Source organism: Pseudoalteromonas sp. Of11M-6 (assembly GCF_022347905.1).
Lineage (GTDB): Bacteria > Pseudomonadota > Gammaproteobacteria > Enterobacterales > Alteromonadaceae > Pseudoalteromonas.
Genome location: NZ_JAKRFW010000037.1, coordinates 43,163 through 55,542, shown reverse-complemented (window position 1 = coordinate 55,542; position 12,380 = coordinate 43,163). Strand labels below are relative to the sequence as shown.

The following is a 12,380-nucleotide window of genomic DNA, read 5'->3' as shown; positions in this document are numbered from 1 at the left end:
CGTGCTGCTTCCTCACGCTCAGCTTGTTCTTTCGCAAGTTGTGCCTGAAGTTCTGCTTCCTCACGCTCAGCTTGTTCTTTTGCTAACTGTTCTTGGCGTTCAGCTTCTTGTTGCTCTTTATCGGATTTACCAAAGCCCAACCAAGATAAAAATTTGTTTTTCTTTCCCATATTCACTTATGACCGTGTTAGATAAATTGCATAAACCCAAAGCAAAATGTTGATGATCTTGCTACCATACTCGAAAACGCCAATCCGCATCAGCTTATTGCTTTTACTTGGATTGATATCACACTTAATTTTGGGCTCGAAAGGCAAGCCGAGGATGGCAACCTTAGTGCTTAGACAAAATTGCGTGCAAGTGTACCATGTTCCGTAAGGATGAAAAATCCTGACACCAAGAACCTTTAATAAAGAAGCAAATTACGTCGCTATGAGAAAATCTAAGCCTAAGTCAAATACCAAACAGTCTGGTTTCATCCGCCTGATCAGTGGTAAGCATAAAGGTCGCAAATTACCAGTTCATGATGTTGCGGGATTAAGACCAACAACAGATAGAATGAAAGAAACCGTTTTTAATTGGCTCATGCAGGACGTAAGAGACGCAAAAGTACTCGATTGCTTTGCTGGTGCTGGCAGTCTAGGATTTGAGGCTATTTCACGCTTCGCAGCAAGCGGAACTTTTATCGAACTGGATAAAACCGCGGCGACGCAGCTTAGCAATAATGCAACTTTACTCAAACTGGATAACGTTGAAATCATTAATACCGACGCGTTAACCATGCTGGCAAATAACCTTAAGCAACAGCAATATGACTTGGTTTTTATTGACCCACCCTTTCGCAAAGAGCTTGTGACTCCTTGTTGTGCCTTACTTGAGTCACAATCTTGGCTCAGCGAAGAAGCACTCATCTATGTTGAATTTGAACAAGAGGCACAACCTGAAACACCAGAAAATTGGCAAGTGATTAAAGAAAAGCATGCAGGACAAGTGATCTGCCGCCTGTATCAGCGCTGAAATTCCCTCATAAAGAATGAAAAAACAGCCGCTAGCGTATGACATGACAGGGCTGGTGTTTTTAGCTATAATTTAGGCTTTACATGCGGTCTTGCTTCAGATTACAATACCGCACCATTTTTGAACCAATTGGCTAGTTTTTAGCCAGATAGAGCTAAGCTCATTAATTAGGTAGGTGAATTTTTAATGCCAGTAATTAAAGTAAGAGAAAACGAGCCGTTTGACGTTGCACTACGTCGTTTCAAACGTTCATGTGAAAAAGCAGGTATCCTTTCTGAAGTTCGTCGTCGCGAGCACTACGAGAAGCCAACTGCTGAGCGTAAGCGCAAAAAAGCTGCAGCGGTTAAGCGTCACATGAAGAAGCTTTCTCGCGAAAACGCACGTCGCGTTAAATTATACTAATCAGTATTGGTCTTGTATCAATGAGCTTATTAGTTACGCTAAAAGACGCGCAAAAAGAAGCGATGAAAGCCAAAGAGAAACTTCGTCTTGGCGCGATTCGTGCGGTACTTGCTGAAATTAAACAGCGAGAAATCGACAACCAAACTACACTAGACGACGCAGGCATTACTGCGGTTTTAGTTAAGTTGGTCAAGCAGCGTCGCGATTCTTATACCCAGTATAAAGATGCAGGGCGTGAAGACTTAGCTGATATCGAAGCTAACGAAATTAGCGTACTTGAGACATTCCTTCCTAAGCCACTTAGCGAAGATGAACTTGTCGAGCTAATTGATGCCGTGATTGCACAAACTGGTGCGTCAGGCATGCAAGACATGGGCAAAGTAATGGGTGCGATTAAAGCAGAAGCTGAAGGTCGTGCTGATATGGGTAAAGTCTCAGGTTTAATTAAGCAAAGACTTACCGCTTAAGCCCACATACAATTGTATGATTGATAAGTGAACCGAGCCTAGTGCTCGGTTTCTTCGTTTTAGGCGTCATGCGTATCAATGCAGCGCTAATAAGATACCTTAATTGAATTAAGTTGATTTTTTCTCGTTGCTCCTTGATATAATGCGCTCACTCACTAATACAACTTCGGAACTTAAATGAAAGGCAAAATCCCTAGACAGTTTATTGATGACTTGCTCGCAAGAGCGGACATTGTCGAGCTCATAGACGGTCGTGTGGGATTAAAAAAAGCAGGAAAAGACTATCAAGCCTGCTGTCCATTTCACAATGAAAAAACGCCTTCATTTACCGTGTCACGTGATAAACAGTTTTATCATTGCTTCGGCTGTGGTGCTAATGGCAACGCAATTTCCTTTTTAATGGAATACGACAAGCTTGAGTTTGTCGATGCTATTGAAGAATTAGCCGCCCTATTAAACTTAGAAGTACCACGCGAAAACGCCCCGCAAGGGCCGCAGCGTTCAATGGAAGAAAAAAAGTCTGACTATGACTTAATGCTCCAAGCCGCTAAGTTTTACCAGCATCAGTTAAAACACCATAGCAATGCCACTCAAGTAATTGACTACGTAAAAGGCCGCGGCCTGAGTGGCGAAACTGTACAAAAGTTTATGATTGGTTATGCACCACCTGAATGGGAGTCATTGTGTAATCAAATAGCCCGCAAGCCTGAGCACAAACAGCAGCTACTTGATTTGAAATTAGCATCAGAAAAGTCAGCTGGCCGCCAATTTGACTTCTTCCGCGATCGCTTGATGTTCCCTATTCGTGATAAACGTGGTCGTGTCATCGCATTTGGCGGAAGGATAATGGGTGCAGATCAAGGCCCTAAATATCTAAACTCGCCTGAAACACGCATTTTCCATAAAAGTTTCGAACTTTATGGTTTTTATGAAGCTAAACAAGCCCATAAGCAATTAGATAAAGTGTTGATTGTGGAAGGCTATATGGACGTCGTTGCCCTTGCAGAAAAAGGCATTGATTACGCCGTTGCCGCGTTAGGCACTGCAACCACAGCTGAACATATGCAAACTTTGTTTCGAAATACCAACAGAGTGATATGCTGCTATGACGGTGACAGAGCTGGCCGCGATGCGGCTTGGCGTGCACTTGACCATGCTTTACCTAACTTAAAAGACGGTAAGTCTCTACAGTTTGTCTTTTTACCTGATGGTGAAGATCCAGACTCATTAGTACAGCAAGAAGGCAAAGACGCCTTTGAAGCGCGGCTGGACACGGCAACCGATTATACGCAAGTATTGTTTACCAAATTACGCGAGCAATGCGACCTTACAAATGATGCAGGCAAATCCAAGCTGCTTACCGATGCCATTCCACTGATCAGCAAAATACCCAGTGACTACTACCAAGAGAGTTTGTTAACTACCTTAGCTAGATTAATTGGTCGTACTCGTGAGCAACTTAGTGCTAAATTGGCAAGTAACAAACAGCAGAATAAAATTGAGCGCCAATTTAAAGTCACGCCAATGCGTCGAGCGATTGGCTTACTGCTCCAACATCCACAGCTTGCGCAAACGGTTGAGTATATGCCTGAACTCGGTGAAATGGCGATCCCAGGTATTCAGCTGCTACTGAGCTTACAAATGTTATGTCACGATAACCCGCAAATAAACACAGCGCAGTTACTTGAACATTATCGCGACCAAGCTGAATTCGATGCCTTGAAAAAGCTTGCGGTGTGGCAACATGGCGTTGCTGAAGATAGGCTAGAAGACGAATTTAAAAATACTTTTCAATTTATTGAAGATCAGTGTTTAAATTATCGCCTAGAGACCCTATTAATAAAGGAGAAAACCGAAGGCCTAACAAATGATGAGCGGCTAGAATGCGCACTCCTTACCCAAGCGCTTAAACAGTAGAAGTTCTAGTCAATAGCAATTTTCGGTGCTATAATGTTCTATTCACTGCGTCATCAAAATTTAGCTGTTAAATAGCTGGCGCCTGTTGTATCAACTTTTCAGAGTGGAAGCAAATTTCTCTATGGATCAATCTCCTCAGTCACAACTCAAACTTCTGATTCAGAAAGGTAAAGAGCAAGGTTATTTAACTTTTGCAGAAGTTAACGATCATCTTCCACAAGACATCATAGACTCAGATCAGGTAGAAGATATCATCAGCATGATCAACGATATGGGTATTCAGGTCTCTGAAAATGCGCCTGATGCTGACGAGTTGATGATGCAAGAAACAACAACAGATGAGGATGCTGCGGAAGCGGCAGCTGCGGCTTTAGCAACAGTAGAAAAAGAAATTGGCCGCACAACTGACCCTGTTCGTATGTACATGCGTGAAATGGGTACGGTTGAACTTCTAACTCGTGAAGGCGAAATCCAAATCGCTAAGCGTATTGAAGAAGGGATCAACCAAGTACAGATTTCTGTTGCAGAATACCCTGAAGCCATTACTTATCTTCTAGAACAATGGGACAAGTACGAAGCGGAAGAAATGCGCCTAAGCGACATTGTTTCTGGTTTCTTTGATCCTAATGCTGTCGAGGAAAACGAAGCGCCAATTTCAGCAACACACATCGGTTCTGAGCTAAGTGATGAAGACTTGGATGACGAAGATGATGATGAAGATGATGACGATGACGACTCAGAAGAAGGCGATTCTGGCCCAGATCCTGAAGAAGCTCGCGAGCATTTTGAACATCTTCGTACGCTGTACAATGCCGCGCGAGAAATTTTTGAAAGTAAAGGTCGCTCGCACCCAGATGCGAAAGCTGCAATTCAGGAAATCGGCGATCACTTCCGTACTTTCAAGTTAGTTCCTAAGCAATTTGACCGCATGGTAAATAACATGCGCGACATGATGGATAAAGTGCGTGTTCAAGAACGCATCATCATGAAACAAGCAGTTCAAATTGCCAAGGTACCAAAAAAGGTTTTCGTTAAGCACTTTGCTAATAACGAAACCGATACCGCATGGATCGATGCTGAAATTGCATCAGGTGAAAAACACTCAGCAAAACTTGCTGAAGTAAAACCTGAAATCGAGCGTTGTGTTAACAAGCTTAAAGCGTTTGAAGATAGCACTGGTCTTAGCATTGAGCGTATTAAAGACATCAACCGTCGCATGAGTATTGGTGAAGCAAAAGCTCGCCGTGCGAAGAAAGAAATGGTTGAAGCGAACTTACGTCTTGTAATTTCAATCGCTAAAAAGTATACCAACCGTGGTCTGCAGTTCTTGGATCTAATCCAAGAAGGTAACATCGGTCTGATGAAAGCGGTTGATAAATTTGAATACCGTCGTGGTTACAAGTTTTCAACATACGCAACGTGGTGGATCCGTCAGGCGATTACTCGCTCAATTGCGGACCAGGCAAGAACTATCCGTATTCCAGTGCATATGATTGAAACAATCAACAAACTGAATCGTATCTCTCGTCAAATGCTACAGGAAATGGGCCGAGAGCCAAGTCCTGAAGAATTGGCAGAACGTATGATGATGCCTGAAGACAAGATCCGCAAAGTGTTAAAGATCGCCAAAGAGCCAATCTCAATGGAGACGCCAATTGGTGATGATGAAGATTCACATCTTGGTGACTTTATCGAAGACACAACTATCGAGTCGCCGATTGATTCAGCAACGATGGAAAGTCTTCGTGGCGCGACCAACGAAGTACTGGCAGGTCTTACAGCTCGTGAAGCTAAAGTACTACGTATGCGTTTTGGTATCGATATGAATACAGACCACACGTTAGAAGAAGTGGGTAAACAGTTTGATGTAACACGTGAGCGTATTCGTCAGATTGAAGCTAAAGCACTACGTAAGCTGCGCCACCCTTCTCGCTCAGATCTATTAAAGAGCTTTTTAGACGTTAAGGGCTAAAAAGTAGCAAATAAGATTAAGGCCGCTATTCAGCGGCCTTTTTTATAGTAATTGGATTAAATAGGTATACACACATGGCTTGGATCCAAATCCGAATTTATTCAGATAAAGCCGATGCCGATGCGTTAAGCGATATGCTTATGGATGTCGGTTGTCCGTCTGTCACATTCATGGATAGTAAAAACAATCCCGTTTACGAACCAAAACCTGGCGAAGTCATCTTATGGCCTGAGACAACGGTGATCGGTTTATTTGAAGCGAATCATGATATGCAAGCAGTCGTTGACTTTGTCCAGTCACAATATGACAAGCCGTTAAACTACAAGCTTGAACAGCTAGAAGACAAAGACTGGGAACGCGAGTGGATGGATAATTTCCACCCAATTAAGTTTGGCGAGAGATTATGGATTTGCCCAAGCTGGCGTGATGTGCCAGATCCCAATGCCGTCAATGTGCTGCTGGATCCTGGTCTTGCATTTGGTACTGGTACCCATGCTACAACCGCACTTTGCCTGCAATGGTTAGAACAACAAGACCTCAGCGGTAAAACGGTCGTTGATTTTGGCTGTGGCTCTGGGATTTTAGGCATTGCAGCAATCAAATTGGGCGCTGAGCGTGTAATTGGTATTGATATCGATCCACAAGCGCTTATCGCAAGCCGCGATAATGCCGAGCGCAATGGCGTTGCAGATAAACTAGAAGTGTATTTACCTGAAAATCAGCCGCAATTCAGTGCTGATATCGTTGTTGCTAATATTCTTGCACAGCCGCTGAGAGAGCTACACGAAATCATTCTCGGCTTCTTGGGCGACAAAGGTGCCATCGCCATGTCTGGTATTTTAGAAGAGCAAGCGCAATCTGTTGCGGATGTTTATGCACCATTTTTAAAGCTAGACAACATTGCTCAACAGGGTGAATGGACGCGCGTCAGCGGTGTGAAAAAATAAGGCTGCTAACGTAACGCTGACAAAAGTACCAGCGAGTCAATGAAAGTTAGTAAGTTTTAACTGGTAAAGCCTGTAATTAACAGGCTTTACGCATTTTTCACAGCTTAAATTTTCGGCTCAAATTGTACCTTTAAAATTGTTTTTGCATAAATTTCGTGCAAATTATCTGGGCTCTCAGGTTGTTATCAAATGTCAACCCATAAAGTTCAAAAAAAAGCAATTATGTTCAATTTATAACCTTTGATTTTTGCGAAAAAAACCGTAAACTTAGCGCCCCTTGAGGTAAGGCGGATTAAACTGTAGTGCGTATTGGTCCATACCAACTTGAAAACAATCTTATCGTAGCACCAATGGCTGGGATCACCGACAGACCGTTTCGACAACTGTGTCGACGTCTAGGTGCTGGGCTTGCGGTATCAGAAATGTTGTCTTCAAATCCAAAAGTGTGGAAAACCGATAAGTCGCAAAATCGCATGGATCACAGCGGTGAATCGGGCATTCGCTCAGTACAAATCGCAGGAGCAGATCCTGAGTTGATGGCGCAAGCAGCACAATTTAATGTCGCAAACGGTGCGCAGATCATAGATATCAATATGGGCTGCCCCGCTAAGAAAGTGAACAAGAAGCTTGCAGGCTCAGCATTGTTGCAATATCCAGAGTTGGTTGACGAAATCGTCACCGCTGTGGTTGCTGCCGTTGACGTACCTGTGTCGTTAAAAATCCGTACAGGATGGGACACAGACAATCGTAACGGTGTTGAGATTGCTCGCATAGCTGAACGTCGAGGCATTGCTTCGCTAGCCGTGCATGGCCGTACAAGAGCATGTATGTATAAGGGCGAAGCTGAATACGCCACGATCAGAGAAATTAAACGTTCAGTATCTATTCCTGTGGTAGCAAACGGTGACATTACGTCTCCTGAAAAAGCGAAACAGGTGCTGGAATACACGGGCGCAGATGCCATTATGATTGGTCGAGCCGCCCAAGGTCGTCCTTGGATTTTCCGAGAAATAGACCACTATTTGCAAACCGGTGAACATTTGCCAGAACCTGAAATAGCAGAGGTTCGAGCAATATTGATGGAGCACTTAGTAAATCTTCATCAATTCTATGGTGAGCCAATGGGAGCGCGCATCGCACGCAAGCATGTATCTTGGTATTTGCAGGCCCATGACCAAGAAGGTCAATTTAGGCGAGTATTCAATGCCTTGGAGACGCCAGAAGCGCAAATCGAGGCATTAGAAGACTATTTTGAAACATTAGGGTGAATGAATTTATTCATCCTTCAGGCTAACTAAGAAAGAGACATAACGATGTTCGAACAAAATGTGACTTCTCCATTTATTACTAACGCTCATGTTCAGTCACAAGAGAAACCGCAACCTTTGCGCGATGCAGTTAAAAAAGCTGTACATCACTACCTAAAGCAGCTTAATGGTCAAGACGTACAAGACGTTTATGAGTTAGTTCTTTCTGAGCTTGAAGCACCTCTACTTGAAGAGGTTATGACTTATACTCGTGGTAACCAGACTCGTGCAGCGATCCTTTTAGGCATTAACCGTGGCACACTTCGTAAGAAGCTAAAAAAATACGGCATGAACTAAGCACTGCTAGTAAAATTTAGTTGATAAAAAAGCACCTTCAGGTGCTTTTTTATTGTTTAAAATTCAGCATCTAGCGGACATTTATCCTTTTCATATCGCACTTTTCTCATGTTTATCTCGCCTTTTAACATCGTCATCTTAACAATAATGCGCTAAAATACCGGCTTTCTAAGCTAGCCCTTAACTAATCATTGAGGAAACCTGAACCATCATGGATATACATCGTCCAATTCGTCGCGCCCTACTAAGCGTGTCAGATAAAACCGGTATCGTTGAATTCGCCACAGCACTTGCAGCTCAAGGCGTAGAAATTTTATCAACTGGCGGTACTTGCAAACTACTTGCAGACAACGGCATTAAAGTAACAGAAGTATCTGATTACACTGGCCACCCAGAAATCATGGATGGTCGCGTTAAAACGCTTCACCCAAAAGTGCACGGCGGTATCTTAGGACGTCGCGGTCAAGACGAAGACGTCATGACTGAAAACAATATTTCAGCAATCGATATGGTAGTAGTCAACTTATACCCCTTCGCACAAACTGTTGCGAAAGCTGACTGTAGCCTAGAAGATGCAATCGAAAATATCGATATTGGTGGTCCAACTATGGTTCGTGCTGCGGCTAAGAACCACAAAGACGTGACCATTGTTGTAAATGCGAGTGACTACAGCCGTGTCATTGAAGAAATGAAGGCAAACTCTGGCTCTACAACATACAAGACACGTTTCGACCTTGCTATTGCGGCCTACGAGCATACCGCACAGTATGACGGCATGATTGCCAACTACTTCGGTAAAATGGTTGCGGATTATACGGAAGAAGCAGCTGAGGAAACCAAATTCCCTCGCACTATCAATATGCAATTCACCAAGAAGCAAGATATGCGCTACGGTGAAAACTCGCATCAAGATGCTGCTTTCTATGTTGAAAACGACATTGAAGAAGCATCCGTCGCAACGGCTAAACAACTTCAAGGTAAAGCGCTGTCTTATAACAATATCGCTGATACCGATGCAGCACTTGAGTGTGTTAAAGAGTTTGATAAGCCGGCTTGTGTTATCGTAAAACACGCAAACCCTTGTGGTGTTGCGGTAGATGAAAACATTCTTGCTGCCTATGACCGCGCGTTTAAGACCGACCCAACTTCTGCCTTCGGTGGTATCATCGCCTTTAACCGAGAGCTAGACGGCGACACGGCGGAAGCCATCGTAGCGCGTCAGTTTGTTGAAGTTATCATCGCGCCGAGCGTATCAGAAGAAGCCGCACAAATCGTTGCTGCAAAGCAAAATGTACGTTTACTAGAATGTGGTCAGTGGTCAAACAAAACCACAGGTACTGATATTAAGCGTGTTAATGGCGGTATCTTAGTACAAGATCGTGACCAAGGTATGGTTGGTTTGGACGACCTTAAGGTGGTTTCGAAACGTCAACCTACAGAGCAAGAACTAAAAGATCTACTGTTCTGCTGGAAAGTCGCTAAATTTGTTAAGTCCAACGCGATTGTTTACGCTCGTGATGGGATGACTATTGGTGTGGGCGCAGGCCAAATGAGCCGCGTATACTCTGCAAAAATCGCAGGGATTAAAGCCGCAGACGAGAACCTAGAAGTTCCAGGTTCTGTGATGGCTTCTGATGCGTTCTTCCCATTCCGTGATGGCATTGACGCCGCTGCGGCTGCGGGTATCACTGCGGTAATTCAGCCGGGTGGTTCAATGCGTGATGAAGAGGTGATTGCCGCCGCTGATGAAGCGGGAATGGCAATGGTGTTTACCGGCATGCGCCACTTCCGCCATTAATCAATAAAGCGCGAAACTTATGAGTTTCGCGCTTTTTGTTTCAGCTAATTTCCAGTATTCTGGCTACAGCATAATCATAACAGAATGAAGGAAGCTAACGATGAATCTAGGTATGAAATCTCTTATCGCTGCTGCAGTATTTACCACTTTAGTGGGCTGTAACGCGACAGAATCTAACTCCAGCCAAGCAGTACCAAGCGCGATTGCAAAAGCCGTTGCTAGCGACAATCGAGCTGAGAGCAATAGAGCCCGAGACCAATATCGCCACCCAAGTGAAACGCTTGCTTTTTTTGGCATTGAGCCATCAATGACCGTGGTAGAAATTGCACCTGGTGGTGGTTGGTATAGTGAGATTTTAGCGCCGCTGGTTAAAGGTCAAGGCACCTATTACGCAGCGCACTTCCCTGCTGATTCAGATGTTGGCTACTATCAACGCTCATTAAAAGGCTACAAAGAAAAAGTAGCAACCAACCCAGACTATAGTGAAGTAAAGATCACGGAATTTGCACCAGTGACGCACAGTAATATTGCGCCACAAGGCAGTGCAGACGTGGTACTAACCTTCCGTAACGTACATAACTGGTACATGGGTAAAGGGGATGAAGGTGTACTTAGCGCGTTCAACGCGTTTAATAAGGCACTGAAACCTGGTGGCATTTTAGGTGTGGTTGAACACCGCCTACCTGAGCACCGTCAACTTGATGATCAAAAGTCGTCAGGTTATATGAAGCAAAGTTATGTTGTTGATATCGCCAAGCAAGCTGGGTTTGAATTAGTTGCAAGCAGCGACATTAACGCCAACCCACTAGACAGCGCCAATCACCCAAAAGGCGTCTGGACTCTGCCACCTCGCTTAGCGCTAGGTGATGAAAAAGCAGCGCAATATAAAGCGATTGGGGAAAGCGACCGCATGACCTTAAAATTCAAAAAGCTTTAATAGGAAAATTTCGCCATGAATGTACTAGTCATTGGCAGCGGTGGACGTGAGCATGCGCTTGCGTTCAAAGCCGCACAAAACCCATCTGTAAAAACGGTTTTTGTAGCACCAGGTAACGCAGGTACTGCGCTTGAGCCTAAACTCGAAAACGTAGCTATCGGCGTTGAAGATATCGATGCCTTGGTCGTCTTTGCTAAAGAAAACAATGTGCAATTAACCATTGTTGGCCCTGAAGCGCCACTGGTTATCGGTGTAGTTGACCGTTTCCGTGAAGAAGGCTTAGCTATTTTTGGACCTACTCAAGCGGCAGCGCAGTTGGAAGGTTCGAAGTCGTTTACTAAAGACTTTTTAGCACGTCATGATATTCCAACAGCGGCTTATCAAACGTTTGAAGAGATTGAGCCTGCGCTTGCCTACTTGAAAGCACAAGGGGCACCTATCGTCGTTAAGGCTGATGGGCTTGCTGCTGGTAAAGGGGTCATTGTGGCAATGACCGAAGCGGAAGCGGAAGAAGCAATCCGCGATATGCTTGCGGGTAACGCTTTTGGCGAAGCGGGCAGTCGTGTGGTTATTGAAGAGTTTTTAGAAGGTGAAGAAGCCTCTTTCATCGTCATGGTTGACGGCAAAAATGTACTTCCTTTTGCCACCAGCCAAGATCACAAACGTGCATACGATGGTGATAAAGGCCCAAACACAGGTGGTATGGGTGCATACTCTCCAGCTCCTGTAGTCACGCCAGATATTCATGACCGCATCATGGCTGAAGTGATCAATCCAACGGTTGAAGGTATGGCGAAAGAAGGTCACCCTTATACAGGTTTTCTATACGCTGGTTTGATGATCACAGCGGATGGCACACCAAAAGTTATCGAGTATAACTGCCGCTTTGGCGACCCAGAAACACAACCTATCATGTTACGCCTACAATCTGATTTAGTTGAGCTGATTGAAGCGGCAAACCGTGAAGAGCTTGATCAAACATCGATTGAATTCGATCCGCGAGCTGCCGTTGGTATTGTGCTTGCTGCTAGTGGCTACCCAGGGAACTACCCTAAGGGTGACGCTATTTCAGGTCTTCAAGTGAACTACCCTGAAGGCGAAAAAGTGTTCCATGCCGGTACTAAACAAGATGGCGAGCATGTAGTCACCGCAGGTGGTCGAGTATTATGTGCAACGGCCCTTGGCCACACGGTAACCGAAGCGCAAAAACGCGCCTACTCTCTAGTGAAAGACATTCACTGGGATGGTGTAGAGTACCGCACAGATATCGCATATCGTGCAATCGCACGCGAAAGCTAATTCACATTAAGCTTTGCAAG

Annotated in this window: 11 protein-coding genes; all 11 read left to right on the top strand. The window is 44.4% G+C overall.

Features of this window, described 5'->3' with window-relative positions; genetic code table 11:
* The first annotated feature begins 432 nt into the window (after positions 1 to 432).
* The 11 genes from rsmD to purD all read left to right on the top strand — a co-directional run bounded on the left by rsmD (position 433) and on the right by purD (position 12,360).
* Positions 433 to 1,017 (top strand): 16S rRNA (guanine(966)-N(2))-methyltransferase RsmD, encoded by a 585-nt coding sequence (gene rsmD, locus MHN32_RS16820; RefSeq protein ID WP_174170612.1) that lies wholly within the window; start codon positions 433 to 435, stop codon positions 1,015 to 1,017.
* Positions 1,018 to 1,203: 186 nt separating this feature from the next.
* Positions 1,204 to 1,419 carry a 30S ribosomal protein S21 gene (gene rpsU, locus MHN32_RS16815; RefSeq protein WP_010362466.1) on the top strand — a complete coding sequence of 72 codons (216 nt, stop codon included), beginning with the start codon at positions 1,204 to 1,206 and terminating at the stop codon, positions 1,417 to 1,419.
* Positions 1,420 to 1,439: 20 nt separating this feature from the next.
* Complete coding sequence (locus MHN32_RS16810) at positions 1,440 to 1,886, top strand: GatB/YqeY domain-containing protein (protein WP_010607192.1); 447 nt, start codon at positions 1,440 to 1,442, stop codon at positions 1,884 to 1,886.
* Between the two features lie 177 nt (positions 1,887 to 2,063).
* Entirely contained in the window at positions 2,064 to 3,803 is a 1,740-nt protein-coding gene (gene dnaG / locus MHN32_RS16805; RefSeq protein ID WP_010607191.1) for a DNA primase, read from the top strand.
* A gap of 121 nt (positions 3,804 to 3,924) precedes the next feature.
* Positions 3,925 to 5,775 (top strand): RNA polymerase sigma factor RpoD, encoded by a 1,851-nt coding sequence (gene rpoD, locus MHN32_RS16800; RefSeq protein WP_010607190.1) that lies wholly within the window; start codon positions 3,925 to 3,927, stop codon positions 5,773 to 5,775.
* Positions 5,776 to 5,849: 74 nt separating this feature from the next.
* Entirely contained in the window at positions 5,850 to 6,722 is an 873-nt protein-coding gene (gene prmA / locus MHN32_RS16795) for a 50S ribosomal protein L11 methyltransferase (RefSeq protein ID WP_010607189.1), read from the top strand.
* A 302-nt stretch (positions 6,723 to 7,024) separates the two neighbouring features.
* Positions 7,025 to 7,990: a tRNA dihydrouridine synthase DusB gene (dusB, locus tag MHN32_RS16790; protein WP_010374120.1), complete on the top strand. Its 966-nt coding sequence runs from the start codon at positions 7,025 to 7,027 to the stop codon at positions 7,988 to 7,990.
* A gap of 45 nt (positions 7,991 to 8,035) precedes the next feature.
* Positions 8,036 to 8,326 carry a DNA-binding transcriptional regulator Fis gene (gene fis / locus MHN32_RS16785; RefSeq protein ID WP_010374122.1) on the top strand — a complete coding sequence of 97 codons (291 nt, stop codon included), beginning with the start codon at positions 8,036 to 8,038 and terminating at the stop codon, positions 8,324 to 8,326.
* Positions 8,327 to 8,537: 211 nt separating this feature from the next.
* Positions 8,538 to 10,124, top strand: coding sequence for a bifunctional phosphoribosylaminoimidazolecarboxamide formyltransferase/IMP cyclohydrolase (gene purH, locus MHN32_RS16780; RefSeq protein ID WP_239422360.1), 1,587 nt, complete (start codon positions 8,538 to 8,540; stop codon positions 10,122 to 10,124).
* A 100-nt stretch (positions 10,125 to 10,224) separates the two neighbouring features.
* Complete coding sequence (locus MHN32_RS16775) at positions 10,225 to 11,061, top strand: class I SAM-dependent methyltransferase (protein WP_102057551.1); 837 nt, start codon at positions 10,225 to 10,227, stop codon at positions 11,059 to 11,061.
* A 15-nt stretch (positions 11,062 to 11,076) separates the two neighbouring features.
* Positions 11,077 to 12,360: a phosphoribosylamine--glycine ligase gene (purD, locus tag MHN32_RS16770; protein WP_239422359.1), complete on the top strand. Its 1,284-nt coding sequence runs from the start codon at positions 11,077 to 11,079 to the stop codon at positions 12,358 to 12,360.
* Positions 12,361 to 12,380 lie beyond the last annotated feature (20 nt).

Excerpts from the sequence above, each read along its gene's own strand:
- purD (WP_239422359.1), top strand. The coding sequence starts at position 11,077 with ATGAATGTACTAGTCATTGGCAGCGGTGGACGTGAGCATGCGCTTGCG.
- purH (WP_239422360.1), top strand. The coding sequence starts at position 8,538 with ATGGATATACATCGTCCAATTCGTCGCGCCCTACTAAGCGTGTCAGAT.
- MHN32_RS16775 (WP_102057551.1), top strand. The coding sequence starts at position 10,225 with ATGAATCTAGGTATGAAATCTCTTATCGCTGCTGCAGTATTTACCACT.
- prmA (WP_010607189.1), top strand. The coding sequence starts at position 5,850 with ATGGCTTGGATCCAAATCCGAATTTATTCAGATAAAGCCGATGCCGAT.
- rpsU (WP_010362466.1), top strand. The coding sequence starts at position 1,204 with ATGCCAGTAATTAAAGTAAGAGAAAACGAGCCGTTTGACGTTGCACTA.
- rpoD (WP_010607190.1), top strand. The coding sequence starts at position 3,925 with ATGGATCAATCTCCTCAGTCACAACTCAAACTTCTGATTCAGAAAGGT.
- rsmD (WP_174170612.1), top strand. The coding sequence starts at position 433 with ATGAGAAAATCTAAGCCTAAGTCAAATACCAAACAGTCTGGTTTCATC.
- dnaG (WP_010607191.1), top strand. The coding sequence starts at position 2,064 with ATGAAAGGCAAAATCCCTAGACAGTTTATTGATGACTTGCTCGCAAGA.
- MHN32_RS16810 (WP_010607192.1), top strand. The coding sequence starts at position 1,440 with ATGAGCTTATTAGTTACGCTAAAAGACGCGCAAAAAGAAGCGATGAAA.
- fis (WP_010374122.1), top strand. The coding sequence starts at position 8,036 with ATGTTCGAACAAAATGTGACTTCTCCATTTATTACTAACGCTCATGTT.